We start from the raw sequence: 26,797 nt of genomic DNA on the forward strand, positions 1-26,797 counted from the left end.
ATAATCTCCGACATGACCGTCCTCCTTTGTGGATCATCGCAGACCCACCTTGGCACAGAGATGCCGTCGGGGGGCGGTCACATCATCAAAGCCATACGAAACCATAACAGTTTCTCAAGTCCCTTCGTTGACTAGTCCTCAGTCTTGTGTCGTAGTGGCTCTCCTGTGAGGTTCTCCGGGATACAACAGCCCTGAGCGATCATGGCACGAAACGGCGGGACTGGTCAGACCGGACCTTCGCGCAGGATCAGTCCAGTGGTCAATGTGCGGTGCAGAATTTCCATTCGCTCCGCCCGTGCCAATGCCCGTTTTCTGGAAGGCGTGCACCTAGTAGCTGGCCTTCATAATTTAGCTTATGCTTACTGACGACATAGGCTTGGACAGATCAGACGACTTGTCAAAACCCAACGTAATGCAGTGCCTTTTGACGTTTCAATAAAATATAAAAAATGAGTGGTCCAATGATGCCTATGACTGTTCCCAGAACGAAATGAATGAGTAGGCTATCGAGTCCAACCTGGAGAAGCATGATGCGCAAGCCCGCACTGAATATCGTATGCATCACATAAATGGGCATAGAGATTACGCCCAGAAAGGCTATCCCCTGCGCCCACCGAAACAGCGCATATCGCCCAGAAATCGCCATCAAAGGCACAATCAAAAGTAAAGAAAGAACCGTGCCACTAAGGTGCCTTGGAACTCCAAAATAGAGGAATACAGTCGCCAACAGGCCGATCATAAACGCCGTACCCGCTATCGAAGCGAAAACACGATTGGGGACGGATCGCACAAAAGAAGATGCACCGATCAAGCCTCCTACTGCAAACACCGGAAGATAGCTCAAACCCGCACCGAAGAAAGGAGTCAAGTGGCCAGGAAGAGTGACCGAAAAGCTAATAATTGATGCCGCGACAAGGGTACTGATCCAAAACTGAATATCCGACATTGCAGACAAACATAACATCCGCACAATCGCCAATAAAACGGTAATAAGCAGCAGCGCCCACAGAAACCAAAAATGTGCAACTGGAGGAACAGGCCAGACCAAGACACCCATCCAATCGCTCCGCGCATTTGAATTATCCCCTGCAAATGCCTGTAAAGCTAGAAATATATACGTCCAGATCACCAATGGATAAATGAGACGCCATACCCTGCCTCGTAGAGATGGATTTATCGAAATCGGTGGGCGCATCCCAAAAGTAATCCCTGACAGTATAAAAAAAAGAGGCATGTGAAAAGCATAAATTGCTTGATCCATGGTCGAGAGTAACTCTTCCCCATCTGAAAAAGCTTGGCCGGAAAGACCACGACCCGTATGCCCGACGACAACGAGCACAATTCCTATTCCCTTTGCGAAGTCAATCCAAGCTAACCTCAAGGCAACTGGCCCCAATGTAAAATAAAAATAGCCACGGTCGCTTCACTCAGGACAATGCAAGCAACGTTACTTTCGTCTGATGCTTACAACCGACCCTGATATCCCGAAGCCATAAAAGGGTACATTGACTACGATTGAGTGTGTGGTCAATAGGTTCTGACCGGTTGTTCGCCGCACTTAGCGTGAATGTCCGCTGCGGGGAAGCGCAGTAAACTTTGCGAAGGTCACTATCTGCGCGTCGCGGACGTTCGAGCTGGGCGGAGAGTGCAGAGTTTCACAATTGGACATAAGGGCTTTTAGCTTGACGAGTCATTCAAACACCCTGTGCGCATATACTTATAGGAGTTGTTTTCGGGTCAGATTTCCGAAGGACCTTTTCTTCTATGACCCGCGCTGGTTTTCCCCCGTACCCTCCCGTTCACACGGATGTACCCGTACCCTCCCGTTCACGCGGATGTAACCGTGCGCTGTTCGGCGCATTGCGAGACACAGAAGGGGTATTCAGGACACGTCCACCGGAAGGGGTACTTGCCGCCGCCGGGGCGGTGTGTCTCACTGGCCTTGCCCCTGTGAGTCGTCCCAAGACTGACCTCAAACTGCCCCAATAGAATATACTTTGCGATTTGAGACGTATCAAGCTATCACGCCTACGACCTATTGAGACAATCGGGAGATATGAGACATGCTGGTTGGATATGCGCGAACATCGACACTGGACCAGAAAGCTGGACTTGAGGGCCAAGAGCGGGAGTTGAGGGAAGCTGGATGCGAACGGCTGTTCATCGAGCAGGTATCGTCAGTGGACGTGAGAGAGCGTCACAGGCTCACAGAAGCGCTGGACTTCGTGCGGGAGGGGGACACCCTAGTCGTGACCAAGCTGGACCGCCTGGCCCGCTCTGTGGCGCACCTGATGGGTATCCTCGACACGCTCACCGGGAAGGGTGCGGCCCTGCGTATCCTAAGCATGGACCTGGACACCAGCACCCCGACAGGGAAACTCTTGCTGACCATGCTGGGTGGCGTGGCCGAGTTTGAGCGGGGGATCATGCTTGAGCGTCAACGTGAGGGGATCGCTAAGGCCAAGGCCGAAGGAAAGTACACAGGACGGAAGCCCACTGCACGAGCGAAGTCTGCGGAGGTCCTTAAGCTGCACGGAGAAGGCGTTGGGGGCACGCAGATTGCCAAGCGGCTGGGGATCGGTCGGGCAAGCGTCTACCGCATCTTGGATGAAGCGAAGGCTGGGGCGCAGACTGGATAGCCCCTGAGAGGGCGCAGGAGGTCCGCCCAGCGCCTTCATCCCAATTTGGCTGCCCAGCAATCATGGAGTCAAGCGGCTCTCTGTGAGGCCATGGGGGCCTGTCAGCCGTGCATGTGTTTATTTGTTTTTTGGGTCAAATTGGGGCCGCATGCAATATCTAGCGGACCCCTGAAAATGCCAGCCTGACAGCATCAATAATTAAGGTTGGCAGAGGCGAAGATTGCCCCATCTGTCGGCAGCGTTGGAGATTCCTATGACAATGCCCTGGCAGAAACCATCAACGGGCTGTTCAAAGCCGAGGTCATCCACCGGCGCGAGCCATGGCGCAGTTTCGACGCCGTGGAATACGCGACATTGGAATGGGTCGATACCGGCGTTGTCGAAGAAACGCCTGAGTTCAACAACCGCCGCCTGCTCGAGCCCATCGGGAATATCCCGCCAGCTGCAGCCGAGGCAAACTTCTACGCAGCTATGGAAAGATCAGACATGGCCGCGTAACTAAGACAAATTGGCCTCCGGCAAACAAGGGGCGGTTCAGTTCATTCATTACTGATCTACCGTACAGGAACCCCACCAGATACCTGCATGTAGACCCCTAAGGTTCCCTGATGCTACACCAGACATGAAGGAACACCCAAACTGTTGTAACCCTCTAAGGCATTGTGGTGAGGAGGATAAATAGCGCATAAATAGGAGGATACCATCACCTTAAGTAATTGATATTTATATATTATTGTTGCCACACTCTAATCCCTTCGTCTCCGCCAGTACGCCAAAATAGCGCCAAGCTATTGATTTTAAATGACCATGAAGCGACGAATCCTGCTCTTGCCACATATATTCACCACACATGTTAGCCTCTTAGGTTTGACCACAATCCAGTGCTAGGGCCATCGAACTGACTTTTCCGATGTAGGCCCAGCGAGTGACGATTAAATCCTAGATTCTGGCTTGGGCAATCCTACGCACGGGCCTTTCGGAGATAACCAATTCACCGGCGACGCGTCTCTTGCTCTGTCCCTCGGCTAGCAGAGCTGTACTTGGACAGCCTTCATTTTGCCCGTGGGCTTACAAGCCAAACGCGTCATCGACAGCTGGATCGGGTGCTAAAACGCCGAGCGACCGCCCGTCACAGCATGGCGGGCACGACCTGATCGGGTGGGCGGTGACCGTCGGCGAAGGTTTTGATATTGATGATGACCTTTTCGCCCATCTCTACCCGCCCCTCCTGTGTGGCGGACCCCATATGCGGCAGCATCACCACATTGGGCAGATTGCGCAGGTCGGGGTTGGACTGTGAACCTTGCTCGTAGACATCAAGCCCCGCACCCGCGATCTCGCCTGCTTTGAGCATGCGGGTCAGGGCCGGCTCGTCTATCACTTCGCCGCGCGAGGTGTTCACAACCACGGCGCTGGGTTTCAGCAGCTTCAACCGCCGCGCGTTCAACAGGTGAAAGGTGGACGGGGTGTGCGGACAGTTCACGCTGATGACATCCATCCGCGCGACCATCTGATCGAGGCTTTCCCAATATGTTGCCTCGACCTGCTGTTCATTTTCGGGACGCAGGCGGCGACGGTTGTGATAGTGGATCTGCATGCCGAATGCCTGCGCCCGGCGTGCGACGGCCGTTCCGATCCGTCCCATACCCAGGATGCCCAGGCGACGCCCGCCAAGGCGTCCGCCAAGAAAGGCGGTCGGTGCCCAGCCGTTCCAGTCCCCGGTCTGCATTACCGCCAGCCCTTCGGGCAAACGCCGGGTGACAGCAAGGATCAGGGCAAGCGTGATGTCAGCGGTGTCTTCCGTCACGACGCCGGGCGTGTTGGACACAAGAATGCCGCGTTGCCGCGCCGTGTTCACGTCAATATGATCAATACCCGCACCGTAATTCGCGATCAGGCGCAGCCGGTCTCCGGCTTGGGATATCAACGCGGCGTCGATCTGATCGGTCACGGTCGGAACCAGAATATCGGCTTCTTTCACTGCCGCGACCAGTTCTGCGCGCGTCAGAGGCGTATCATCGTCCCGCAGACGAACATCGAAAAGTTCTTTGAGCCGGGTTTCAACCACTTCCGGCAAGCGTCGCGTCACGACAACACTCAGGCGTTTTGATGGCATCATGCACTCCTGCTTCTTCCAAACCCGCGTAGCTTTTGGCACAGTGGCGCAAGCAGCGACGGGGCACAAGAACCCTGCGCGAAAAACACATGCGCAACCGGGGCAGGTCGAATGAAACCCATCGGATTAGGGCTTATCCTCGCGGTCTTGCTGGGGGTTTCGGCGTATGCGCAAGAGCGTGGGCCGGTGACGAACCTGCCGGTGCCGAGATTTGTCTCGATGAAGGCGAGCGAAGGCAATGTCCGGCGTGGCCCATCACTGACCCACCGCATCGACTGGGTGTTCAAACGCCGCGACATGCCGCTGGAAATCACAGCCGAATATGGCCATTGGCGCCGGGTGCGAGACCGTGACGGCGCGGGCGGTTGGGTGCATTATTCGCTTCTGTCCGGGGTACGCACGGTTCTGGTGGAACGCGAGATGCTTGATCTGCACGTCCGACCCGATGACGACGCCCAGGTCTCGGCCCGGCTGGAAATGGGCGTCATCGCGCGGCTCAACGAATGCACCCTGAAATGGTGTCAGCTTAGCGCGGGGGGCTACAAGGGCTGGGCGCACAAAGCCGACCTGTGGGGCGTGAAACCGGACGAGTTGCGCGACTAGGCAAGGCTGCGGGCTGTTTGATCTCGAGGGTCGCTTTGATCCCGCTGACGCGGGCCGCACCTTCCCGCTTATTGGCAGCGCGCCAGACAACGCGCGGTTCATCCGGCTGGATTTTTGTTTAACAAAGCCCTATAATTAACGATGTAGAAACTAAAATCTTAAGAAATACTGTAGTTGATAAAGCCCGACAGGGCGCAAGCAGCCGAACCATACAAGCAACAGGTTGCGTAAAATAGTGGTCTGGAAAAGACCCAAGGAGCAGAAGAATGAAGCGGAGGGGCGAACAAATCGCCGCGCTGCCCATAAGGTGCGACGAAAAAGGCAAGATCAGCGTATTGATGGTGACCTCTCGCGAGACAAAGCGATGGGTTCTCCCCAAGGGCTGGATCATGGACAACAAGAAACCCTGGGCGGCGGCCGAGATTGAAGCTCTGGAAGAAGCCGGTGCCGAAGGGTTCATTGCCGACGAAGAGCTGGGCATTTACCACTACGACAAGGTTCTGGACGACAAGAAGACGCTGCGTTGCAGGGTCCGGGTCTACCCGATGATGGTCAAGAAGCTGAAGCGTAACTGGAAAGAGCGGGACGAGCGCAAGCGCCACTGGTTTACCCCTAAAGCGGCCGCCAAACGGGTGCATGAACCCGAGTTGTCAGAGCTTCTGCTCAAGCTCGACAAGAAGCCGCATAAGGAACCCAGCGTCAAAATGGTGCTCAAGGCGTCCTGACCTTTTGCAGGCGACACGGCCAAGGTCGTCCGGCCTAGTCCGCCCAAGGCCCGTGCTGATCCTTGCGCCCGTCAAAACGCTCGAACCCGTGAAGGCCGAAGAAATCGCGCTGACCCTGGATCATGTTCGCAGTCCCGCGCGCGGTGCGCATCGCGTCGAAATAGGCCAGCCCTGCCCCCAGTGCCGGCAGCGCCACGCCATGTGCAACGCCTGTGGCAACGACCTGCCGCAAGGCTGCATGGCTTTTCTGGATCCGTTTCGTGAAATGCGGCGCGAACATCAGGTTGCGGTTGCCCCCTTCTGCCAATGCCGTCGCCATATCGTCCAGCATCGCCGAGCGGATGATACAACCCGCCCGCCAGGTCCGTGCAATCGTGGGCAGGTCCAGCGACCAGCCATATTGCTCTGACGCTGCCGCGATCATCTCGTAGCCTTGCGCGTAACACAGGATCTTGCCGCAGATAAGCGCGTTTTCCAGCGCGTCTTCGGTGGGTGCGGCATCGCCCATTGGCACCGGTCCAGCGCCGAACAGACGCTCGCCATCGGCCCGCGCATCGCGGCGGGATGACAGGTTGCGCGCGACCACCGCCGCCTCGATGCAAGGAATGGGGGCGGCCAGATGCTGCGCCTCGATTGCCGTCCAACGCCCGGTGCCCTTCTGGCCCGCCGCGTCGACGATGACCTCCAGCAGCGGTTTCCCCGTCTCCTTGTCGGCGGCCCCTGCGACCTTGCCCGAGATCTCGACCAGATAGCTTTGCAACGGACCGTCATTCCAGCGGTTGAAAACCTTGGCAACCTGATCGGGCCCATAGCCCATGCCATCGCGCAGGATGCCGTAGATCTCGGCGATCATCTGCATATCGGCATATTCGATGCCGTTATGGACGGCCTTGACGAAATGTCCGGCCCCCTCCTCGCCCATCCAGTTGGCGCAAGGCGTGTCGTCAAACTTTGCGGCGATGGCGGTCAGGATGGGCGCGACCCGGTTCCAGTCGGCACGTTGGCCGCCCCCCATGATCGCGGGCCCGTGGCGCGCGCCTTCTTCTCCGCCCGACACACCAATGCCCAGAAACGGCCCAGAGCCATCGCGCGACCGGCGGTTTGTGTCGTGGAAATTGGCGTTGCCCGCATCGATGATCAGATCATCCGGCCCCAGAAGCGGCCTCAGCGCCGCGATCTGGTCGTCTACCGCCTGCCCCGCCGGCACCATCAGAATGATCGCACGTGGCTCTGCAATGGCTTCGACCAACGCCTCCAGCGTTTCGGTCGGCGTGATCCGCGCGGCAAGCTGTCCGGCAGAGGCATGAAAGTCCCGCGTGACGTTGGTCGTACGGTTCCACACCGCAATGTCAAAGCCGTGATCCGCGATGTTCAGCGCCAGCGCCGCCCCCATGGTTCCCAGGCCAATCAGGCCAATAGTTGCTTGTGACATGGGTGTGAATCTCCTGACTGTCTTGAGGCGCTTTTAAGACCTCATCGGCTTGGTTGTGCAGATCCGCCCCGGCCCCCGAGCCGGGGCCTCGCGGGACAGTTGACGCACCTGCCGTTCAGCCCAACTGTTAGCGCCACCGTCCCCGATGGTCAAACCGGCGCATCACGGCGTCAATTCAGCGGGCACATCCCCGCCCGTCAGGCCTGTGAGGCGCGCACAGGTCCGCGTCTACCGCACACCCCGGCGCCGAAACAGCGGTGCAACACTCAGGTATTGAAAAGGAAGTGCAGAACGTCGCCGTCCTTGACCACATAAGCCTTGCCCTCGGCGCGCATCTTTCCGGCCTCCTTGGCGGGCTGTTCGCCCCCCAACGCCACGAAATCGTCAAAGGCGATCGTCTCGGCGCGGATGAAGCCCTTTTCAAAATCGCCGTGAATCACCCCTGCGGCCTGCGGCGCGGACGTCCCCTGACGGATTGTCCAGGCGCGTGCTTCCTTTGGGCCGACCGTGAAATAGGTCTCAAGATGCAGGAGCTCATAGCCCGCGCGGATCAGCCGATCCAGGCCCGGCTCATCCAACCCCATCTCAGACAGGAACATCTCGGCTTCTTCATCTTCCAACTGGCTGATTTCTTCCTCAATCTGCGCAGAGATGATGACATGCGAATTGCCTTCGGCAGCGGCCATTTCGGCGACGCGCGCGGAATGGGCATTGCCTTCGGCGGCGTCTTCCTCGGACACGTTGCACACATACAAAACCGGCTTGGTGGTCAGCAATTGCAGCAATTTCCACGCCCGCTGGTCATCCGCGTCCACCTCGACCGTGCGGGCGGGCTTGCCGTCTTCCAGTACCGCCAGCGCCGCCTTCAAAAGCCGCTCCTGCTGAACCGCTTCCTTGTCGCCGCCGCGCACCTTGCGCGTCAGGTTCTGCATCCGCTTTTCAATGGAATCAATATCGGCGAGCATCAGTTCCGTTTCGATGGTCTCGGCATCGGCCACCGGATCGACACGGTTTTCCACATGGGTCACGTCGCCATCCTCGAAACAGCGCAGGACATGGGCGATGGCATCGACTTCGCGGATATTCGCCAGAAACTGGTTGCCAAGGCCCTCCCCTTGCGAGGCACCCTTCACCAGACCGGCGATATCGACAAAGGTCATCCGGGTCGGAATGATCTGCTTGCTACCCGCAATCGCGGCAAGCTTGTCCAGCCGCGCATCGGGCACCGCGACCTCGCCGACATTGGGCTCGATCGTGCAGAACGGGAAGTTCGCCGCCTGCGCCGCAGCGGTTCGGGTCAACGCATTGAACAAAGTCGACTTGCCCACATTCGGCAGGCCCACAATTCCCATCTTGAATCCCATGACACATCTTTCCCAGCTAGGTTTCCCGCGCCTTCTAGAACCAAGCCCGCCGCGCTGCAACACATGGTGCTGTCATTCGCAGCGGAACGAGCGTCAAAGCAACCGCGCAAGCCCCTGCGCAGACGTCAGAGCGTCTTGATTTCCCCGCGCCAATTCGGCACATCGGACTGGAACTTCCCGAAAGGACCTGCCATGACCCGCATCGACGCCAAATTCGCCGCCCTGAAGGCCGAGGGCAAGAAAGCATTTGTCGCCTATGTCATGGCAGGCGATCCCGATTACGAAACGTCTCTGGAACTGATCCGCGGCCTGCCGGGCGCGGGCGTCGACATCATCGAGATGGGATTGCCCTTCACCGACCCGATGGCCGATGGCGAGACAATCCAACTGGCGGGCCAGCGCGCGTTGGAGGCGGGCATGACGCTGAAACGCACCTTGCAGATGGCACGCGCGTTCCGCGAGGCCGACGACACCACCCCGATCGTGCTGATGGGCTATTACAACCCGATCTACAATCACGGTGTGGACACGTTTCTTGCCGACGCCAAAGCCGCGGGCATCGACGGCCTGATCGTCGTCGATCTGCCCCCCGAAGAGGATGAGGAATTGTGCATCCCCGCGCAGGCCGCCGGGCTCAACTTCATCCGTCTGGCGACGCCCACCACGGATGACAAACGCCTGCCCAAAGTGCTTCAGAACACCTCGGGCTTTGTCTATTATGTCTCGATCACCGGCATCACCGGTGCTGCGGCGGCAGAGGCCGGCGATGTCGGACCGGAAGTGGCGCGGATCAAGGCGCAGACCGATCTTCCGGTGATTGTGGGCTTTGGCATCAGAACCCCCGAAGCCGCCGAGAGCATCGCCAGCATCGCCGATGGCGCGGTTGTCGGCTCTGCCATTGTGGGCGCGCTTGCCGATGGAAAACCGGTCACGGACGTGCTGAGCTTTGTGAAAACACTGTCAGACGGGACCCATCGCGCCTGACACCGCATGAAATGACAAATGCCGCATTGCCTGACGGTCCGGGCATTGGTAAGAAAACCTCACCAATCCTCCGGAGACACTGCCATGCCCGTCATCACCAGCATCGAAGACCTCAAGCGCATCTATAAGCGCCGCGTGCCGAAGATGTTCTACGACTACGCTGAATCGGGCAGCTGGACAGAGCAGACCTTCCGCGAGAATTCGTCTGACTTCGATCAGATCCGTCTGCGGCAACGTGTGGCTGTCGACATGACCGGTCGCAGCACGCAAAGCGAGATGATCGGCGAGAAGGTCAGAATGCCGGTGGCGCTCGCCCCGGTTGGCTCGACCGGCATGCAATGCGCCGATGGAGAGATCAAGGCCGCCCGCGCGGCCGAGGCATTTGGTGTGCCCTTCACCCTGTCCACAATGTCGATCAACTCGATCGAGGAAGTGGCCGAAGCGACGACCAAGCCGTTCTGGTTCCAGCTTTACACCATGAAGGACCTCGATTTCACCTCGCGCCTGATCGAACGGGCACGGGCGGCGCGGTGTTCGGCACTGGTCATCACGCTGGATCTGCAAATCCTCGGGCAGCGGCACAAGGATTTGAAAAACGGGTTGTCGGCCCCACCGAAGCTGACCCCTGCCACGATGCTGAACCTCAGCACGAAATGGGGTTGGTGCATGGGCATGGCCGGGGCCAAACGCCGCAATTTCGGTAATCTGGTCGGCCATGTGCATGGCGTGACGGATCTGGCAAGCCTTGGCTCCTACACGGCCGAACAGTTCGACCCGGCGCTTGACTGGGACAAGGTGGCAAAACTCAAGGAGCAATGGGGCGGCAAGGTCATCCTCAAGGGCATTCTGGACCCCGAGGATGCCAAGATGGCGCTGAAAGTCGGTGCCGATGCCATCGTGGTGTCAAACCATGGCGGGCGGCAATTGGACGGCGCGCTCAGCTCCATCCGGATGCTGGACCCGATCCTGCAAGCCGTCGGAAATGACACCGAGGTGCATCTGGATAGCGGCATCCGCTCCGGTCAGGACGTGCTGAAGGCGTTGGCGATGGGTGCCAAGGGCACCCATATCGGCCGCGCCTTTGTCTATGGGCTGGGCGCCATGGGGCAAGAGGGCGTGACCGCGGCGCTGGAAGTGATCGAGAAGGAACTCGACGTCTCGATGGCGCTGTGTGGACGCCGCCGGATGGACGAGCTGGACCGCGACATTCTGCTGATCCCCGAAGATTTCGAAGGCCGCTGGCAGTAGCGTCGGATCGCTACTCTGCCACGACGGGCCGCGCCGCCGAAGCGCGCATCAACGTTAGAACTGACGGGATGATCGTCGCCACCAGCAATGCGGTGGCGATGAACGCCATCCGCAGGCCCAGATGCTCGGCAATCAGGCCCATCATCGACGGCCCGACGAAAAAGCCGACAAACCCCACCATCCAGGCGCGTGAAATCACCAGCGACCGTTGATCGGGCCGCACCAACCGCCCAAGCAGGGAATTGGCGCAAGGCACGATCACCGCCATGCCTGCCCCCATCACCGCGACGCCCGCAATGGCCATCGGCACATTGACCGCCAATGCGATCGTCAGCGCCCCCACAACGCCCAAGACCGCCGACCACAGGATCAACGGCCCCTCGCCAAGCCAGCGCGCGGCCGCCTGCCCACACAGACGGATCACGCCCATCGCCAGCCCCAGCATCGACGGGCCGAACCCGCCAGTGCCTTCCGCCGCACCAAGCGTGCGCTCGATCAGCAAGGCCGACCAGGCCTCGGTCGCGTTCTCCCCGATGAACGACGCGAACAGGATGCCGCCGGTCAACAAGATCAGTGTCCATGGCAAATGCGCGGGCTGCGACATGTCGGGCGGCGGCGAGCCGCGCCATTGGCGCCCTTCATGCATGAACACCGCAAGCGCCAGCCCCGCCAGCGCCATCACCGGCAGGATCTGGTCCGGGCCATAGCCTGCGCGCCGTGCAATCCCCGTCACCAGCGCGCCGCCCGCAAAGGCAAAGGAAAACATCGCGTGGTTGACGTTCATCAGCGGCATCCCGTGACGCTCTTCCAGAACCGAGATGCGGACATTGGCGCTGACATCCAACAGCGCCACCATCAGCCCCGAAAACAGCATCGCCGCTGCAAATGAGGCAAATCCATCCGCCAAGCTTAGCAGCAGATACCCCCCGACCAGAAGCGCGCCCGAGACGGGCAGCACCCGCCGCCCCAGAAGCGCGCCGATCCGCGGGCTGAGATACATCGCCACAAAACCGCCCACGGCAGAGAACAACAACGCCAGGCCCATATCCGCATCGCTGAGACCTGCCGTTTGCTTGAGATCAGGAACCGAGGCGGCAAACGTGCCCCAGAACGCGCCCACTGCGGTCAGCGCAAGCATCGGCGCGCGCGAAACCGCGATGGCTTTGGTATATGACATCAGAACCCCTTCACGGCATTTCCCGGCTTGCCGCTTCGTCCCTGCAAGACTGGTCCGACATTGCCCGCATGTGGTACATCGCTGCGCACGCGCTGCAAAGTAACATATTAAAGCGCTTTGGAAAGCGTGCTTTCGAATCGACTTTCCAACCTGAGGGAATTGTCCTATACGCGCGGCTTCACGCGGGGTTACAGCCTTGGAGGAACCCCGCCTTTATTTATGGAGACTACAAAATGGCTGGTGAGATCCCTGATCTTCACGCCCAGGAACGCACGGGGACGGGCAAGGGCGCCGCTCGCGCTGCACGTCGTGCACAAATGGTTCCGGGCATCGTATTTGGTGGCGACAAAGAGCCGCTGGCAATTCAGATCCCTTTCAACGAACTGCTCAAGCGCCTGAAAGCAGGCCGCTTCAAGTCCACGCTGTTCAACCTGAAGGTTGAAGGCCAGGAAGACGTCCGCGTGATCTGCCGCGACGTGCAGCGCGATGTGGTCAAGGATTTGCCGACGCATTTCGACCTGCTGCGCCTGCGCCGCACCACGCGCCTCAACCTGTTCATTCCGGTTGAATTCATCGGCCACGAAGAATGCCCCGGCCTGACCAAAGGTGGCGTCTTGACCACCGTTCGCCCGGAAGTCGAACTGAACGTGCAGGCGGGTGACATTCCCGACCACATCACGATCGACCTTTCCGGCAAGGATATTGGCGACGTGATGCATATCGACGAAGTCGATCTGCCCAAGGGTGCGAAGGTCACGGTTGAGCGCAACTTCGTGATTGCCAACCTGTCCGCTCCGTCGAGCCTGAAATCCTCTGGCGATGATGAAGAAGAAGAGGTCGCAGCCGACGAGGTTCCGGCAACCGAAGTCGAAGAGAGCTGATCCCAGCCTCAACGAGCCAGGTATCGCGGCCCCTGCCCTTGTGGCGGGGGCCGTTTGCGTTTGTCGCACGGCTTTTCTTCGCGCGCGTCCCGGCCTATGTAGCCGGGAGAGCACAGCACAGGGGGCGAAACCCATGAAACTCTTTGTCGGCTTGGGCAATCCGGGCGCGAAATATGCGGGGACACGGCATAACATCGGCTTTATGGCAGTGGACATAATCCAGTCGGATCATGAGTTTGCACCGTGGAAATCGAAGTTTCAGGGCAAGATGAGCGAAGGCAAGCTGGGGTCTGAAAAGGTGCTGTTGCTGAAGCCCGAGACCTTCATGAACCTGTCGGGGCAATCGGTGGGCGAGGCGATGCGGTTTTACAAGCTGGACCCATCGGATGTCTGTGTTTTTCACGACGAATTGGACCTTGCGCCCGGACGGGTGAAGGTCAAGACCGGCGGCGGACATGCCGGGCACAATGGTTTGCGCTCGACCCATGGCCATATTGGCGAGGCTTATCAACGGGTTCGCCTGGGCATCGGCCATCCCGGCCGCAAAGAATTGGTCTCGGGCTATGTGCTGCATGACTTTGCGCGGGCCGATGCGGACTGGCTGGACGATCTGATGCGTGGCATCTCGGACGGCGCGGCGTCGCTGGCGGAAGGTGATCCGGGGCGGTTTATGAATGCAGTCGCGTTGCGAATGGCACCGCCCCGCAAGGCGACGGGCACCGGACCGGATGGTGGAAAGACAGCGCCAAGGAAATCTGAGAAGGTCGCTCAAGCCTCTGAAGCGAAAATAGAAAATCCAGAGACGCCTGACAGGCGCAGCGCATTGCAAAAACTGGCGGATCGGTTTCGGTAGCTGGGCCCGGTTGCGGCGCGCGGAGGCTTTGCACGTCAAAGGCAAAGACACAGCCCAGTGCTGCATCGGCTCTGGCCGGATCAACCCTGATTGGTGTAACATCAAAACCAATCAACCCCACGTTTAGCATATACACAGGCAGATGCCAGACCCGGACGGAGGATAGTCAATGAAGAAAGATCCTGAAATCAATGTCTTGGGTGGCGGACTGGAGAGTTGCTCGACCTCGCCGCTGACGGGGTATTTCCGCGATGGTGCCTGCAATACATGCGCGCAGGATCAGGGCAGCCACACGGTTTGCGCGGTGATGACGGCGGAGTTTCTGGCCTATTCGAAATATGTCGGCAACGATCTGTCGACCCCGCAACCGCAATTTTCCTTTGCAGGCCTGAAGCCCGGCGATCGCTGGTGCCTGTGCGCGGGGCGTTTTCTGCAAGCGCATGAGGAGGGCTGCGCGCCCAAGGTTGACCTGGCCGCGACCCATATCCGGGCGCTGGACATCGTACCGCTGGCCGTGCTGGAGGCGCATTCGTCCGACAGGGTTTGACGCCTTTTGTGCCTTTTGTACGCCTCAAACGTACAAAAGGCCCCGACGGCGAAATTCAGGCGACATTCAGGCCGGCATTCAGGGACAAGACCCCGGTTCGCAGAGCGACCGGGGTGGGTGTTTCAAGGCTCTGCGCTCATGTCGAAACCGAGATGGCGCGCCACGGTGAAGATGTCCTTGTCGCCGCGCCCGCACATGTTCATGCAGATGATGTGATCGCGGGGCAGGTCCGGCGCGATCTTCATCACATGGGCCAGCGCGTGGCTGGGTTCCAGCGCGGGGATGATGCCCTCCATCTCGCAGGACAGCTGGAACGCTTCCAAAGCCTCGGCGTCGGTGATCGAGACATATTGCGCGCGGCCCGTGTCATGCAGCCAGCTATGTTCAGGTCCGATACCGGGATAATCCAGACCGGCGGAGATCGAGAAGCCTTCGAGGATCTGGCCATCATCGTCCTGCAACAGATAAGTTCGGTTGCCGTGCAGCACGCCGGGACGCCCGCCGGTCAGCGAGGCGCAATGTTCCATCTTGTCATTGACGCCCTTGCCGCCGGCCTCGACCCCGATGATGTTCACCGATGGTTCGTCAAGGAACGGGTAGAACAGGCCCATCGCGTTGGACCCGCCCCCGATGGCGGCAATCAGTGTATCGGGCAGACGGCCCTCTTGTTCGTGCAACTGCTCGCGGGCTTCCTTGCCGATGATCGACTGAAAATCGCGGACCATCGCCGGATAGGGATGCGGGCCGGCGACCGTGCCGATGCAGTAGAACGTGTCACGCACATTGGTCACCCAGTCGCGCAGCGCGTCGTTCATCGCGTCCTTCAGCGTGCCGCGACCAGAGGTCACGGGGATCACCTCGGCACCCAGCAGGCGCATGCGGAAGACATTGGGTGCCTGACGTTCGACATCATGCGCGCCCATGTAGACCACGCATTTCAGGCCGAACTTGGCGCAGACCGTCGCCGTGGCCACGCCGTGCTGGCCCGCGCCGGTTTCGGCAATGATCCGGGTCTTGCCCATGCGGCGCGCCAGAATGATCTGGCCCAGCACGTTGTTGATCTTGTGCGCGCCGGTATGGTTCAGTTCGTCGCGTTTGAAATAGACCTTGGCACCGCCCAGATGGTTGGTCAGACGCTCTGCGAAATACATCGGGCTGGGACGGCCGACATAATGGGTCCAGAGATGATTCATCTCGTCCCAGAAATCCGTGTCGGTCTTGGCCCGCTCGTACTGTTCCTCAAGTTCGAGGATCAGCGGCATCAGGGTTTCGGACACGAACCGGCCGCCGAACTTGCCAAAACGGCCGTTTTCGTCGGGCCCGGACATGAAGCTGTTGAAGAGATCGTTCATCGGATGCGCCCCGTGTTATTCGTGCCCATACATAACGTCCCCGTCCGGCGAAGGAAATGGCCGCCCGATGTGTTTTTCCGCCCCCTGCCCGCCTTACCGCCGATACGCCGCAGCCCTGCCCCCGATCAATGCACTACATGGTTGTGTATCCCATTCAACCCGGCTATACCGCGCGCGTCGACAAGGTGAAATTGCCGCGCAACATCGAGATCGAGCAGGGTCGGAAACACCGGCCCTCTTTGTTTTGCGGTTTGTCTGTAGACCAATCCGATCCGCCGTAAGCGCGGACATCCTCAAGACCGGCGGAGACAACCGCTCGGCCAGAAAACATCTTAAAGGATCTAAGCGCCACATGGCTGAAAATACATCTATGGAGGAATTCGAAGCCCTTCTGAACGAAAGCTTCGAAATGGACACACCCGATGAGGGGACTGTCGTCAAGGGCAAGGTCATCGCCGTAGAGGCAGGCCAGGCCATCATCGACGTAGGCTACAAGATGGAAGGCCGCGTCGATCTTAAAGAATTTGCAAACCCCGGCGAAGCGCCCGAAATCAATGTCGGCGACGAAGTCGAGGTTTTCCTGCGGTCCGCAGAAAACTCGCGCGGCGAAGCTGTCATCTCGCGTGAGATGGCCCGTCGCGAAGAAGCCTGGGACCGTCTGGAAAAGGCCTATGCCGACGACGAGCGTGTCGAAGGTGCGATCTTTGGTCGTGTCAAAGGCGGCTTCACTGTCGATCTGGGCGGCGCGGTTGCGTTCCTGCCCGGCTCTCAGGTTGATGTGCGCCCCGTGCGCGATGCCGGCCCTCTGATGGGTCTCAAGCAGCCGTTCCAGATCCTGAAAATGGACCGTCGTCGTGGCAACATCGTTGTTTCGCGCCGTGCGATCCTTGAAGAATCCCGTGCCGAACAGCGCGCCGAAGTCATTGCCAACCTTACTGAGGGTCAGGCAGTGGACGGCGTGGTCAAGAACATCACCGAATACGGTGCGTTTGTTGACCTGGGCGGCGTAGACGGCCTGCTGCACGTCACCGACATGGCATGGCGTCGTGTGAACCACCCCTCCGAGATCCTGTCGATCGGCGAAACCGTCAAGGTTCAGGTCATCAAGATCAACAAGGAAACCCACCGTATCAGCCTGGGCATGAAGCAGCTTCAGGAAGATCCGTGGGATATGGTTGCTGCCAAGTTCCCGCTGGAATCCGTGCACACTGGCCGCGTGACCAACATCACCGATTACGGCGCGTTCGTCGAGCTGGAGCCCGGTGTCGAAGGTCTGGTTCACGTCTCGGAAATGTCCTGGACCAAGAAGAACGTGCATCCCGGCAAGATCGTTTCGACCTCTCAGGAAGTCGAAGTCATGGTTCTGGAAATCGATCCGGCCAAACGCCGCGTTTCGCTGGGTCTCAAGCAGACCATGCGCAACCCGTGGGAAGTCTTTGCCGAAACCCACCCCGAAGGCACGCATGTCGAGGGCGAGGTCAAGAACATCACCGAATTCGGTCTGTTCATCGGTCTCGAAGGCGAGATCGACGGCATGGTTCACCTGTCCGACCTCAGCTGGGACCAGCGCGGCGAGGAAGCCATTCAGGAATACCGCAAGGGCGATATCGTTCAGGCGGTTGTGTCCGAGGTTGATGTCGAGAAAGAGCGTATCTCGCTGTCGATCAAGGCACTTGGTGGCGACAAGTTCGCAGAAGCGGTTGGCGGCGTGAAGCGCGGCTCTATCGTGACTGTCGAAGTGACGGCGATCGAAGATGGCGGCATCGAAGTGGAATATGAGGGCATGAAATCCTTCATCCGCCGCTCTGACCTGTCGCGTGACCGTTCCGAACAGCGCCCCGAGCGTTTCTCGGTCGGCAACAAGATCGACGTGCGCGTGACAAACGTGGACGCCAAGACCCGCAAGCTGGGCCTGTCGATCAAAGCCCGCGAGATTGCAGAAGAGAAAGAAGCAGTGCAGCAGTACGGCTCTTCCGACTCGGGCGCATCGCTTGGCGACATCCTGGGTGCGGCGCTGAAAACCGGCGACGAATAAACCTTAGGGTTTCACAAGATGACGAAAGGCCCCGGCACAGCGCCGGGGCCTTTTTCGTTAGCGCCTCAGAACTCTGTCAGGGGCATCAGTGCACCGTCATCGAAGCTGATCCATTCGATCAGATTGCCATCGCCGTAATTGTAGGTCTGGCTGTGAATGAAGATGCTGTCGGTCACTGCCCCAAACGCGTCCGTGACCGAGATGGTCATCCGCCCCTGCGAATCGACGTCGGCGCTGACGGCGCCGATTGAGAACCCGTTCATCCTGATCGTGTCGCCGGAGGAATCCACCTCGCCCTGATAGACGCCGGCTTCGTAGATTTCGTCATGGCCAAAGCCCGGCGTGAAGATGAAAATGTCGTCACCACCGTCGCCCGACAGAAGGTCGTTGCCGGACCCGCCGATAATGGTGTCGGCGCCGTCACCGGCATAGATCCCGTCATCCCCGCCGGCGGCGTCGATGTAATCCCCGCTCGCGTGGTCTGTGCCTGCGAGGCTGTCAGTTTCGTCGGTTCCGGTGAAGGGCAGCCCCGCGCGAAGATCCAGAACGCCGTCTTTCGTGATCAGCCGGTCTGCCCGGTACGCGGCGGCGGAAAAATGATTCCCCACAAAGACATGATCGGTGCCATTGCTGTGGTAGATGCTGAGATGGCCGCTGTTGACGCCGATCTCGCGCACCAGCCTGAGATCATCCAGCGATGCATCGGGGAATCTCAGCCTGTCCCAACCGCCCTCTTCGCCGATGACATCCACGCCCCAGCCCTCGCGAAAAACATAGGTGTCATTGCCCAGCCCACCTTCCAGATCGTCGTTGCCAAACCCGCCGTCAAGAAAATCGCTGCCCCCGGCCCCGGAAAGCCTGTTGTCGTATTGGTTGCCAATCAGCACTTCATCGGCGTTTGACCCGAATATGTCTTCGGCAGTTTCCGCCAACGGGCCGGAGTCGATCAGCCTGAAGACCTCGACATTGGCGAAAGTGGCGTAATAACCGGTATGAAGCTGCCACATGGTCGAGATGATCGTGTCGAAACCGACACCGCCATCGACCTCTGTCTGGATGTTGTGCACATAGATCGTGTCGTCACCGTAATTGCCGAAAATCGTGTTGGCCCCTGCGCCACCGTCAATCGTGTCATTCCCGCCCATGCCTGACAGGATGTCCGCGCCTGCCCCGCCTTCAAGCAGGTTTGCCTTGCCGTTCCCGATAAGAATGTCGCCGAAGTCTGACCCGACGAGGTTTTCGATATTCCAGAACCCATCGCCTTTCGCCCAGCCGTCGAACCCCTGCCCGTCCTCGTAGCTGCGGATCAAAGACACGCTGACGGCGCGGTCTGACAGCGAAAAGTCGACAGTATCCCTACCACCCCTGCCGATGAAGAAATCCTGACCCGCGCTGGCGATGAAGACGTCCGCGCCCATGCTCCCTGCCGACCTGTTCGGCGCTGGCAGGTCCGGATTGTAGGAGGCTTCAATTGCGGCATTCAGATTGGTCAGGCTGCTGTAAAATGGCTGGCCAAGCGAGTCTAGAAGGGCTTGCAGCCGTTCGTGACGCGGCCAGTCGTTCGCGTCGGCCTCGTTATTGCCCCACAGGACCCATGGCAGAATATCAAAGGCGGTGTGGCCCGGAACATCCACGCTGGGACGGTAATTATAGGTGCCGATATTGCGGTTGGAATATTCGAAATAGCCACTGGATGTGGAAAGATTGTAATCGTCCGTCAGCATGGCGAACCGCCCGGTCTGTGCGGTTCCAACGTATTTGAAAACGTATTCTTCGCGCTCCCCGGTGGTGCTGACCCATTTGGTATTGAAGGCATCGGTATTGGTATTCGGGTTTTCCTCAAACTGATGCAGGACGGATTTGTAATCGGGCAGCATCTTGTATTTGAAAGCACCGTCTGCCTTGGCGGTCATCACGTCAAAATAGTATTTCTGCGCTGCCTGATCGCCGTTGCGCCGGTAGTGAACCCGCTGCGACACCCCCGTCAGCCCCAATGTTTCGAGTTCGTCCACAACGTCGTTCAGAAAACGGGTGACTGGTCCCATGCAAAATTCCTTCGTAGCAATAAGGTCTCGGATTATGTTCGGAATGAAATCGCATGATTGTATACGAATCAAGTGCCGGCCGCAGGGCGTTATGTGCCCATCGGCATCAATGCCGCAACGCAGCATCGCGCTTGTGATGACGGTCCGGCGCGTTTCCGGCGGTACGTGGTGAGATACATCACAATTATTCGGCCTCCAACGCCCGGAAAACATTTCCTTTTTGCGCGTTTGATCCTATAGTTGTCAGGATAAACGAGAACCGTGGGGCATGCCCGAGGGGGGCAACATATATGATCCGGTCGGAGCTAATCCAGAAGATCGCGGATGATAATCCGCATCTTTATCAACGTGATGTAGAGCGGATCGTGAATACGATCTTTGAAGAGATTACCAACGCGATGGCACGCGGAGATCGCGTCGAACTGCGCGGCTTTGGGGCCTTTTCCGTCAAGAAAAGGGATGCGAGGGTGGGACGTAACCCGCGCACCGGAGAGTCGGTCGATGTCGAGGAGAAACATGTGCCCTTCTTCAAGACCGGCAAGCTGCTGCGCGACAGGCTGAACGGAAAGTAAACTTCATGCGCTACATTCGCTATGCCTTTCTGGGCGCTATGGCCATTGTGCTGATTGCCGTGGCTCTGGCCAATCGCGGCTTTGTCACGCTGCGGCTTTTGCCTGCGGAACTGGCCGATTTGCTGGGGCTGACCCATTCCATCCAGCTGCCGCTGTTCATCGTGATTTTCGGTGGGATTGCCGCAGGCCTGCTGATCGGATTCTTCTGGGAGTGGCTGCGCGAGCACAAGGTGCGTGCCGAGGCCAACCGCAAAGCGTCCGAGGTCAAGAAGCTGGAGCGCGAGCTGCGTCGTGTCAAAGGCCAGCGCGACGAAGGCAAGGACGAGGTTCTGGCCATTCTCGACGAGGCGCGCTGAGCCTGCGGTCATGCCCGACATCCGTGTAAAGATATGTGGTCTCAGCGCAGAGGCCGATATTCAGGCCGTGTCCGATGCGGGTGCGGCCTATGCCGGTTTCGTGTTCTTCCCGAAATCCCCGCGCAACGTGACGGTGACGCAGGCGCGCGCGCTTGCCTTGCTGACGCCGCCCGGATTGGCGAAGGTCGCGCTGGTGGTCAACGCCGATGACGCGCTGCTGGACGAGATCACCGATCAGGTGCCGCTGGATATGTTGCAGCTTCATGGTCGCGAAACGCCCGAGCGGGTGCAGGAGATTCGCGCGCGTTACGGCCTGCCGGTGATGAAGGCGGTCGGGGTTGCGTCGGAAGAGGATCTGCCCGCGCTGGACAGCTATGGCCGTGTGGCCGACCAGCTTCTGGTCGATGCCAAGCCGCCGAAAGGGGCCGATTTGCCGGGCGGCAACGGGCTTGCCTTTGACTGGCGGCTGATCGCCGGGCGTCGCTGGCCGGTGCCGTGGATGCTGGCAGGCGGACTGACACCGGAAAACGTGGCGCTGGCGGTTCAGATGACCGGCGCGCGGCAGGTGGATGTGTCCTCTGGCGTGGAAAGCGCGCCGGGCGTGAAGGATGCCGCCAAAATCTCCGCGTTTGCAGAGGCGGTGCGCGGGATCTAGGCCAAGGTGACTAGGCCTGCGTCGCGCCCTTTTCGGTAACGGCAGCAATCGCGGCGGCAACGGCATCGTCGATGCTCATGCCCGATGTGTCGATTTGCACGGCATCCTCGGCCGGCAGCAATGGTGCCGCCACCCGGTCCATGTCGCGCGCATCGCGTTCGCGAACATCGGCAAGGACGGTTTCAAACGTGGTCTCCAGCCCCCGGTCAAGCAATTCGCGAAAGCGGCGTTCGGCGCGCACCTCGGCGCTGGCGGTGACGAACAGCTTGGCCTCGGCATCGGGGCAGATCACCGTCCCGATGTCGCGCCCGTCCAGCACGGCCCCGCCGTCGCGCCGCGCAAACGCGCGCTGGAAATCGACCAATGCGGCGCGCACCTCGGGGATCACCGCGACCCGGCTGGCGGCCTGTGCCACGTCGGGCGTGCGCAAATCATCCGCGTCCAGATCCTCGGCCAGCAGCGAGGTTGCGGCCTCCAACGGGTCAACCCCGTCCAGCATCCGCCGTCCGACCGCCCGGTAAAGAAGGCCGGTATCGAGATGGGCATAGGCGAAATGCGCGGCCACCGCCTTGGAGAGCGTGCCCTTGCCTGCGGCTGCTGGCCCGTCGATTGCAATGGTGAAAGCCAATAAAAATTCCCCCTGAATGAGGTTGTAAAACCGCTTGCGCGGCGCGCGTCAGGTCGCCGATCGTTCGATCTGTGCCCCGAGTTCTGCCATCAGCGGCTCGAATATCGGGAAGGAGGTCGCAATCGGCCCGCCATCATCGACCCGCACCGGGGTTTGCGCGGCCAGCCCCATCACCAGAAACGCCATGGCGATTCGATGGTCAAGATGGCTTTGCACCTCGGCCCCGCCTTGCACGGCACCCGGCCCCTGCCCTTCGACGGCATACCAGTCGTCGCCTTCCTCAACCTGCACACCATTGGCTTGCAGGCCCGTCACCATCGCATCAATGCGGTCACATTCCTTGACGCGCAATTCCTTGACGCCGGCCATCAGAGTGCGGCCCCTGGCAAAGGCGGCGACGACCGACAGCACAGGGTATTCGTCGATCATGCTGGCTGCACGGTCGGTCGGCACGTCGATGCCCTTCATGTCGGGCGAGTAGCGCGCGCGCAGGTCGGCAACGGGTTCGCCGCCCTCTTCACGCTCATTCTCGTAAGTCAGATCGGCGCCCATGTCGCGCAGGGTGGTAAACAGACCCGCACGCGTGGGGTTCAAACCGATATTGGGCACCAGCACGTCCGAGCCTTCGGTGATCAGCGCGGCACAGACCGGGAAGGCGGCAGAGCTTGGGTCGCGCGGCACGATGATGTCCTGCGGCTTCAGTTCCGGCTGGCCGGTCAGGGTGATGACGCGGCCTTCGTCGGTGACCTCGGTGGTGATCTCGGCACCGAAGCCTGCCAGCATCCGTTCGGTGTGATCGCGGGTGGCTTCCTTCTCGATCACCACTGTCTGGCCGGGCGCGTTCAGCCCCGCCAGCAGCACGGCGGATTTGACCTGCGCAGACGGGACGGGTGTGGTGTAGCGCACGGGGACCGGATCTGCCGCCCCCACGATTGTCATCGGCAGACGGCCACCGGCACGCCCCACTGCCTGCGCGCCAAACAGCGCCAGCGGATCGGTGACGCGCGCCATGGGCCGCGAATTGAGGCTGGCATCGCCGGTGAAGGTGGCAGAGATCGGCGTGGTGGCCATGGCCCCCATGATCAACCGCACGCCGGTGCCCGAGTTGCCGCAATCAATGACATTCTCGGGCTCGGCAAAGCCGCCGACACCCACGCCCTGCACGCGCCAATTGCCGCCACCCAGATCCTCGACCTCGGCCCCGAAGGCGCGCATGGCCTTGCCGGTATCCAGCACGTCCTGCCCTTCAAGAAGGCCGGTGATGCGCGTCTCGCCCACGGCCATCGCGCCAAGGATGAGCGAACGGTGCGAGATCGACTTGTCCCCCGGTACGTTTGCCTCTCCGACAAGCGGACCGGACTTGCGCGACATCATCGGGATCGGGGTGCCATGTGCAGACATCTGAAGACCTTTGCGTGAACTGCGAGTTGGTCGTCTGATAGCGCAAGCGGAAGGGGGCGTAAATCACCTGTCGTGCGGCCCTTGGTCAGCCTTTCGTTCGGCGGAAGGTCAGATAATGCGGCCTGCGGCCTTCGCGCAGGGCCTTCTGCTCGTAGCGGGTGGGAATCCAGTCCTCCCACGGTTCGCGCCAGTCCTGCGGGCGTTCGGCCAGCCAGTCAAAGCCAAAGCGCGGGACCTGTTCCAGAGTCTGGCGTACATAGTCGGGAATATCCGTCGCCACGCGGAAGATCGCACCGGGTTTCAGCACGCGGGCCAGTGGTGCGAGGTGATCGGGCGTCACGAACCGGCGGCGGTGGTGGCGCTTTTTCGGCCAGGGATCGGGATAGAGCAGAAAGGCACGGTCGATGGAGGCCTCTGGCAGCACGTCGAACATATCGCGCGCATCGCCGGGATGAACCCGCAGGTTGGTGGCCCCCGCATCACGGATCTTGCCCAGCAACATCGCGACGCCGTTGATATAGGGTTCGCAGCCGATGATCCCGGTGCCGGGGTTGCGCACGGCCTGATGCACCATGTGCTCGCCACCGCCAAAGCCGATTTCCAGCCAGACCGGGGCATCGCCAAACAGGCCCGTAAGATCCAGAGGGTTGCGATCCGGGTTGGTTTCCCAGTCCACCGTGCCGGGCGACAGCGCATCGAGGTCTTCCTGAAGATAAACCTCCTGGCTGGGCCGCAGGGCCTTGCCCTTGAAACGGCCGTAAAAGTTGCGCCACGGGGCGCCTGAAGGGTGCGTATCACGCCTGTCCTGTCCGGTCATGGGCAGAGCGTCTAGCGCGGTGCGGCGTGCAGCGCAATGCCGCACGGCCCAATGTCGACCCTGTCAGCCCAGTTAGCGGGCAGCGCGGGTCACATCTGTGGAAGTGGCCAGACCGTCGGCAGAGTTTGCGCCAGTCAACGCCAAGGTGCCGCCGTCTTGTCTAGCAGGGCCGTCGATGATTTCGCCACCCGCGATGCCAGCACCGTTGTCAGTGCCGCCGTCCTGAGCGTCCCTGCCCGTTTCGGCCCGGCCATTCCGGCTATTGTTGTCGCCATCCTCGTTGGCCGGCACCCATTTCTTGATCAGCCTGCGTTCCAGCCATTTCAGATAGGCGAGCAGCTCTGGCATCGTAGGATCATTTTCACCGATGTAAGTCTGGGTCTTGATCATCGCATCCCTGAGGTAGGCATCCGGCACCATATCCAGGCGCTCAGGCGGGCTGTTCCAGCGCGGACCGCCCAGATAGACGGCGGCAAACATCACTTTCGCACGGCCTGCTTCGGTGCCGCCGACGCGCAGGGCATCGTAGAACATGCGGTGCACATCCTGCCAGGGGGCTGAGTGATATTCCGGCAGCTGCTCGTTTCCGATACCGCAATAGGCGTCGTGGATTGCTGCGGCGTTGACAAATTCCTGCGACCTGGGCGACCCGACAATCGGCACGAAGATCCGTGGAATCGACGCGCCATCCGTCAGCGTGCGTTCTGGCGCGACCCAGCGACGCTGCGTGACATCAACGAATTCAAGCCGCTCTGCGGTCGGATAAAAATCCGCAAGACGCGAGCCGATGCGGACGCTGTCGTTTTGCAGCTTCACGGGGCTGTTGATGAACTGGCAACTGTCAGAGGACGGCCCTTCGCATTGTTGCGCGGCAAGCGCCTGCCGGGTATCAAGCTCTTCTTGTGTTGCCAGCATCGGGCCGCAGCCCAGAAGGCTTAGACAAATTGCGGAAAACGCAGAAATTCGTAACATGTGCACACCAAATTAACCAAAAATTAAGATTTGGCGCACGATAGGCGAAGGCCCTTCCGGGGATCAACCCCAAGCGATGGTCCGGATTTCTTTCAGGCTTGAGAAACTCTGCCGGGCAGGACAAGCGCAGCTATTGCAATCCCCCGATGGCACGAACCGGGAATGGCACCTGTCCCGCTTCACGGGACAGGCGGGTTTCCTTGCGTTTCAGACGGACTTGTTCAGCGCCTCGATCAGATCGGTACGTTCCCAGCTGAAACTGCCATTTTCCTCCGGCGCGCGGCCAAAGTGACCATAGGCAGCGGTGCCCTGATAGATCGCGCGGTCCAGCTTCAGATGCTCGCGGATACCGCGCGGGCTAAGGTCCATGATCCGGGGGATCGCGGCCTCGATCGCGGCAGGCTCGATCGCGCCGGTGCCATGCGTGTCGGCATAGATCGACAGAGGCCGGGCAACACCAATGGCATAGCTGAGCTGGATGGTGCAGCGTTCGGCCATGCCTGCGGCGACGACGTTCTTGGCCAGGTAGCGCGCGGCATAGGCGGCGGACCGGTCCACCTTGGTCGGATCCTTGCCGGAAAACGCACCGCCCCCGTGGGGTGCGGCCCCGCCATAGGTGTCCACGATGATCTTGCGACCCGTCAGGCCCGCATCGCCGTCCGGCCCGCCGATGACGAAAGTGCCGGTGGGGTTGACCCACCACTGCGTCTTTTCGGTGATCCAGCCAGAGGGCAGCACTTCGCGGATATAAGGCTCTACAATGGCGCGGATATCGTCCTTTGTCTGGCTCTCTTCGGAATGCTGGGTGGACAGCACGATCGACATAACCTCGACCGGCTTGCCGTCTTCATAGCGCAGCGAGATCTGGGATTTGGCATCGGGGCGCAATGTGGGTTCGGTGCGGTCCTTGCGGACCTCTGCCAGCCGCCGCAGGATGGCGTGGCTGAACTGGATTGGCGCGGGCATCAGCGCATCGGTTTCGTTGGTGGCATAGCCGAACATGATGCCCTGATCGCCGGCGCCCTCTTCCTTGCCTTCGGCGGCATCCACACCCTGCGCGATATGTTTGGACTGGGCGTGAAGCAGGTTCGTCACTTCAAGCGTCTTCCAGTGGAATTTATCCTGCTCATAGCCGATATCGCGAACGCAGTCGCGCACGACGCTGGCCATGTCGTCGCTCAGTTTCCGCGCCTTGTCCTCGTCGGACAGGCGTACCTCGCCGCCGATGATGACACGGTCGGTGGTGGCGAAGGTTTCGCAGGCGACCCGCGCCGAGGATTCTTCGGTCAGGAACGCATCCAGGATTGCGTCGGAAATCCGGTCGCAAACCTTGTCGGGGTGGCCCTCCGAGACGGACTCGGAGGTGAAGATATAGTTGTTTCGCGACATGGGAAG

The 26,797-nt window shown here is 60.0% G+C and carries 24 protein-coding genes and 1 pseudogene; 13 read left to right on the forward strand and 12 right to left on the reverse strand.

Annotated elements, in window-relative coordinates; all coding sequences use genetic code 11:
• Window positions 1-397: 397 nt before the first annotated feature.
• Window positions 398-1,396 (reverse strand): acyltransferase family protein, encoded by a 999-nt coding sequence (locus B8991_RS12800; protein WP_143514595.1) that lies wholly within the window; start codon window positions 1,394-1,396, stop codon window positions 398-400.
• A gap of 667 nt (window positions 1,397-2,063) precedes the next feature.
• Between B8991_RS12800 and B8991_RS12805 the strand changes: the two genes are divergently transcribed.
• Both B8991_RS12805 and B8991_RS12810 read left to right on the forward strand, forming a co-directional pair.
• A complete protein-coding gene (locus B8991_RS12805) occupies window positions 2,064-2,639 on the forward strand; it encodes a recombinase family protein (RefSeq protein ID WP_084353392.1) in 576 nt (191 codons plus the stop codon).
• Between the two features lie 201 nt (window positions 2,640-2,840).
• Window positions 2,841-3,137, forward strand: a pseudogene (locus tag B8991_RS12810) (IS3 family transposase); the annotation flags it as partial.
• A gap of 631 nt (window positions 3,138-3,768) precedes the next feature.
• Here B8991_RS12810 and B8991_RS12815 read toward each other — a convergent pair.
• Window positions 3,769-4,755: a 2-hydroxyacid dehydrogenase gene (locus tag B8991_RS12815; protein WP_084353481.1), complete on the reverse strand. Its 987-nt coding sequence runs from the start codon at window positions 4,753-4,755 to the stop codon at window positions 3,769-3,771.
• 111 nt (window positions 4,756-4,866) lie between these two features.
• Between B8991_RS12815 and B8991_RS12820 the strand changes: the two genes are divergently transcribed.
• Window positions 4,867-5,358, forward strand: a complete 492-nt coding sequence (locus B8991_RS12820) for an SH3 domain-containing protein (protein WP_084353393.1) — start codon at window positions 4,867-4,869, stop codon at window positions 5,356-5,358.
• Between the two features lie 266 nt (window positions 5,359-5,624).
• Entirely contained in the window at window positions 5,625-6,083 is a 459-nt protein-coding gene (locus tag B8991_RS12825; RefSeq protein WP_084353394.1) for an NUDIX hydrolase, read from the forward strand.
• Between the two features lie 34 nt (window positions 6,084-6,117).
• Here the strand turns inward: B8991_RS12825 and gndA are convergent, their stop codons facing one another.
• Window positions 6,118-7,515, reverse strand: a complete 1,398-nt coding sequence (gene gndA, locus B8991_RS12830) for an NADP-dependent phosphogluconate dehydrogenase (RefSeq protein ID WP_084353395.1) — start codon at window positions 7,513-7,515, stop codon at window positions 6,118-6,120.
• Between the two features lie 266 nt (window positions 7,516-7,781).
• Window positions 7,782-8,879, reverse strand: a complete 1,098-nt coding sequence (ychF, locus tag B8991_RS12835) for a redox-regulated ATPase YchF (protein ID WP_084353396.1) — start codon at window positions 8,877-8,879, stop codon at window positions 7,782-7,784.
• Between the two features lie 192 nt (window positions 8,880-9,071).
• On the opposite strand from ychF, the gene trpA reads away from it, so the two are divergent.
• Window positions 9,072-9,863 (forward strand): tryptophan synthase subunit alpha, encoded by a 792-nt coding sequence (gene trpA, locus B8991_RS12840; protein WP_084353397.1) that lies wholly within the window; start codon window positions 9,072-9,074, stop codon window positions 9,861-9,863.
• 84 nt (window positions 9,864-9,947) lie between these two features.
• Window positions 9,948-11,111 (forward strand): alpha-hydroxy acid oxidase, encoded by a 1,164-nt coding sequence (locus B8991_RS12845; RefSeq protein WP_084353398.1) that lies wholly within the window; start codon window positions 9,948-9,950, stop codon window positions 11,109-11,111.
• A 10-nt stretch (window positions 11,112-11,121) separates the two neighbouring features.
• Here B8991_RS12845 and B8991_RS12850 read toward each other — a convergent pair whose 3' ends face one another.
• Window positions 11,122-12,288 carry an MFS transporter gene (locus tag B8991_RS12850; protein WP_084353399.1) on the reverse strand — a complete coding sequence of 389 codons (1,167 nt, stop codon included), beginning with the start codon at window positions 12,286-12,288 and terminating at the stop codon, window positions 11,122-11,124.
• A gap of 233 nt (window positions 12,289-12,521) precedes the next feature.
• On the opposite strand from B8991_RS12850, the gene B8991_RS12855 reads away from it, so the two are divergent.
• The 3 genes from B8991_RS12855 to B8991_RS12865 all read left to right on the forward strand — a co-directional run bounded on the left by B8991_RS12855 (window position 12,522) and on the right by B8991_RS12865 (window position 14,569).
• Entirely contained in the window at window positions 12,522-13,169 is a 648-nt protein-coding gene (locus tag B8991_RS12855; protein ID WP_084353400.1) for a 50S ribosomal protein L25/general stress protein Ctc, read from the forward strand.
• Between the two features lie 133 nt (window positions 13,170-13,302).
• Window positions 13,303-14,022, forward strand: a complete 720-nt coding sequence (gene pth / locus B8991_RS12860; protein ID WP_084353401.1) for an aminoacyl-tRNA hydrolase — start codon at window positions 13,303-13,305, stop codon at window positions 14,020-14,022.
• Between the two features lie 169 nt (window positions 14,023-14,191).
• Window positions 14,192-14,569, forward strand: coding sequence for a DUF2237 family protein (locus tag B8991_RS12865; protein ID WP_084353402.1), 378 nt, complete (start codon window positions 14,192-14,194; stop codon window positions 14,567-14,569).
• Window positions 14,570-14,691: 122 nt separating this feature from the next.
• On the opposite strand, the gene trpB is transcribed toward B8991_RS12865, so the two are convergent.
• Complete coding sequence (gene trpB / locus B8991_RS12870) at window positions 14,692-15,921, reverse strand: tryptophan synthase subunit beta (protein WP_084353403.1); 1,230 nt, start codon at window positions 15,919-15,921, stop codon at window positions 14,692-14,694.
• Window positions 15,922-15,988: 67 nt separating this feature from the next.
• Between trpB and rpsA the strand changes: the two genes are divergently transcribed.
• Window positions 15,989-17,956, forward strand: a complete 1,968-nt coding sequence (rpsA, locus tag B8991_RS12880) for a 30S ribosomal protein S1 (protein WP_268876740.1) — start codon at window positions 15,989-15,991, stop codon at window positions 17,954-17,956.
• Window positions 17,957-18,021: 65 nt separating this feature from the next.
• On the opposite strand, the gene B8991_RS12885 is transcribed toward rpsA, so the two are convergent.
• Window positions 18,022-20,001 carry a calcium-binding protein gene (locus B8991_RS12885; protein WP_084353406.1) on the reverse strand — a complete coding sequence of 660 codons (1,980 nt, stop codon included), beginning with the start codon at window positions 19,999-20,001 and terminating at the stop codon, window positions 18,022-18,024.
• A 290-nt stretch (window positions 20,002-20,291) separates the two neighbouring features.
• Between B8991_RS12885 and ihfB the strand changes: the two genes are divergently transcribed.
• From ihfB to B8991_RS12900, 3 genes are read left to right on the forward strand one after another with little or no spacing between them, the layout of a single operon-like run.
• The gene (gene ihfB / locus B8991_RS12890; RefSeq protein WP_084353407.1) at window positions 20,292-20,573 is read left to right on the forward strand and encodes an integration host factor subunit beta; all 282 of its coding nucleotides are present in this window, start codon (window positions 20,292-20,294) and stop codon (window positions 20,571-20,573) included.
• A gap of 5 nt (window positions 20,574-20,578) precedes the next feature.
• Window positions 20,579-20,929 (forward strand): lipopolysaccharide assembly protein LapA domain-containing protein, encoded by a 351-nt coding sequence (locus B8991_RS12895; protein ID WP_084353408.1) that lies wholly within the window; start codon window positions 20,579-20,581, stop codon window positions 20,927-20,929.
• 10 nt (window positions 20,930-20,939) lie between these two features.
• Entirely contained in the window at window positions 20,940-21,584 is a 645-nt protein-coding gene (locus tag B8991_RS12900) for a phosphoribosylanthranilate isomerase (RefSeq protein WP_084353409.1), read from the forward strand.
• A 10-nt stretch (window positions 21,585-21,594) separates the two neighbouring features.
• On the opposite strand, the gene B8991_RS12905 is transcribed toward B8991_RS12900, so the two are convergent.
• The 5 genes from B8991_RS12905 to metK all read right to left on the reverse strand — a co-directional run bounded on the left by B8991_RS12905 (window position 21,595) and on the right by metK (window position 26,791).
• On the reverse strand, window positions 21,595-22,212 hold the full coding sequence (locus B8991_RS12905; protein ID WP_084353410.1) for a (d)CMP kinase: 618 nt from the start codon (window positions 22,210-22,212) through the stop codon (window positions 21,595-21,597).
• Window positions 22,213-22,260: 48 nt separating this feature from the next.
• Window positions 22,261-23,613, reverse strand: coding sequence for a 3-phosphoshikimate 1-carboxyvinyltransferase (gene aroA / locus B8991_RS12910; protein ID WP_084353411.1), 1,353 nt, complete (start codon window positions 23,611-23,613; stop codon window positions 22,261-22,263).
• A gap of 85 nt (window positions 23,614-23,698) precedes the next feature.
• Complete coding sequence (trmB, locus tag B8991_RS12915) at window positions 23,699-24,430, reverse strand: tRNA (guanine(46)-N(7))-methyltransferase TrmB (protein WP_084353412.1); 732 nt, start codon at window positions 24,428-24,430, stop codon at window positions 23,699-23,701.
• Window positions 24,431-24,502: 72 nt separating this feature from the next.
• The gene (locus B8991_RS12920; protein ID WP_179141490.1) at window positions 24,503-25,345 is read right to left on the reverse strand and encodes a DUF1353 domain-containing protein; all 843 of its coding nucleotides are present in this window, start codon (window positions 25,343-25,345) and stop codon (window positions 24,503-24,505) included.
• A 264-nt stretch (window positions 25,346-25,609) separates the two neighbouring features.
• Complete coding sequence (gene metK, locus B8991_RS12925; RefSeq protein WP_084353414.1) at window positions 25,610-26,791, reverse strand: methionine adenosyltransferase; 1,182 nt, start codon at window positions 26,789-26,791, stop codon at window positions 25,610-25,612.
• Window positions 26,792-26,797: the final 6 nt, after the last annotated feature.

This window comes from Primorskyibacter flagellatus (assembly GCF_900176485.1).
GTDB lineage: Bacteria > Pseudomonadota > Alphaproteobacteria > Rhodobacterales > Rhodobacteraceae > Primorskyibacter > Primorskyibacter flagellatus.

What these genes read in the sequence shown, in the direction of transcription:
- B8991_RS12805 (WP_084353392.1), top strand. Translation starts at nt 2,064, where the DNA reads ATGCTGGTTGGATATGCGCGAACATCGACACTGGACCAGAAAGCTGGA.
- B8991_RS12815 (WP_084353481.1), bottom strand. Translation starts at nt 4,755, where the DNA reads ATGCCATCAAAACGCCTGAGTGTTGTCGTGACGCGACGCTTGCCGGAA.
- B8991_RS12820 (WP_084353393.1), top strand. Translation starts at nt 4,867, where the DNA reads ATGAAACCCATCGGATTAGGGCTTATCCTCGCGGTCTTGCTGGGGGTT.
- B8991_RS12825 (WP_084353394.1), top strand. Translation starts at nt 5,625, where the DNA reads ATGAAGCGGAGGGGCGAACAAATCGCCGCGCTGCCCATAAGGTGCGAC.
- gndA (WP_084353395.1), bottom strand. Translation starts at nt 7,515, where the DNA reads ATGTCACAAGCAACTATTGGCCTGATTGGCCTGGGAACCATGGGGGCG.
- ychF (WP_084353396.1), bottom strand. Translation starts at nt 8,879, where the DNA reads ATGGGATTCAAGATGGGAATTGTGGGCCTGCCGAATGTGGGCAAGTCG.
- trpA (WP_084353397.1), top strand. Translation starts at nt 9,072, where the DNA reads ATGACCCGCATCGACGCCAAATTCGCCGCCCTGAAGGCCGAGGGCAAG.
- B8991_RS12845 (WP_084353398.1), top strand. Translation starts at nt 9,948, where the DNA reads ATGCCCGTCATCACCAGCATCGAAGACCTCAAGCGCATCTATAAGCGC.
- B8991_RS12850 (WP_084353399.1), bottom strand. Translation starts at nt 12,288, where the DNA reads ATGTCATATACCAAAGCCATCGCGGTTTCGCGCGCGCCGATGCTTGCG.
- B8991_RS12855 (WP_084353400.1), top strand. Translation starts at nt 12,522, where the DNA reads ATGGCTGGTGAGATCCCTGATCTTCACGCCCAGGAACGCACGGGGACG.
- pth (WP_084353401.1), top strand. Translation starts at nt 13,303, where the DNA reads ATGAAACTCTTTGTCGGCTTGGGCAATCCGGGCGCGAAATATGCGGGG.
- B8991_RS12865 (WP_084353402.1), top strand. Translation starts at nt 14,192, where the DNA reads ATGAAGAAAGATCCTGAAATCAATGTCTTGGGTGGCGGACTGGAGAGT.
- trpB (WP_084353403.1), bottom strand. Translation starts at nt 15,921, where the DNA reads ATGAACGATCTCTTCAACAGCTTCATGTCCGGGCCCGACGAAAACGGC.
- rpsA (WP_268876740.1), top strand. Translation starts at nt 15,989, where the DNA reads ATGTGTTTTTCCGCCCCCTGCCCGCCTTACCGCCGATACGCCGCAGCC.
- B8991_RS12885 (WP_084353406.1), bottom strand. Translation starts at nt 20,001, where the DNA reads ATGGGACCAGTCACCCGTTTTCTGAACGACGTTGTGGACGAACTCGAA.
- ihfB (WP_084353407.1), top strand. Translation starts at nt 20,292, where the DNA reads ATGATCCGGTCGGAGCTAATCCAGAAGATCGCGGATGATAATCCGCAT.
- B8991_RS12895 (WP_084353408.1), top strand. Translation starts at nt 20,579, where the DNA reads ATGCGCTACATTCGCTATGCCTTTCTGGGCGCTATGGCCATTGTGCTG.
- B8991_RS12900 (WP_084353409.1), top strand. Translation starts at nt 20,940, where the DNA reads ATGCCCGACATCCGTGTAAAGATATGTGGTCTCAGCGCAGAGGCCGAT.
- aroA (WP_084353411.1), bottom strand. Translation starts at nt 23,613, where the DNA reads ATGTCTGCACATGGCACCCCGATCCCGATGATGTCGCGCAAGTCCGGT.
- trmB (WP_084353412.1), bottom strand. Translation starts at nt 24,430, where the DNA reads ATGACCGGACAGGACAGGCGTGATACGCACCCTTCAGGCGCCCCGTGG.
- B8991_RS12920 (WP_179141490.1), bottom strand. Translation starts at nt 25,345, where the DNA reads ATGCTGGCAACACAAGAAGAGCTTGATACCCGGCAGGCGCTTGCCGCG.
- metK (WP_084353414.1), bottom strand. Translation starts at nt 26,791, where the DNA reads ATGTCGCGAAACAACTATATCTTCACCTCCGAGTCCGTCTCGGAGGGC.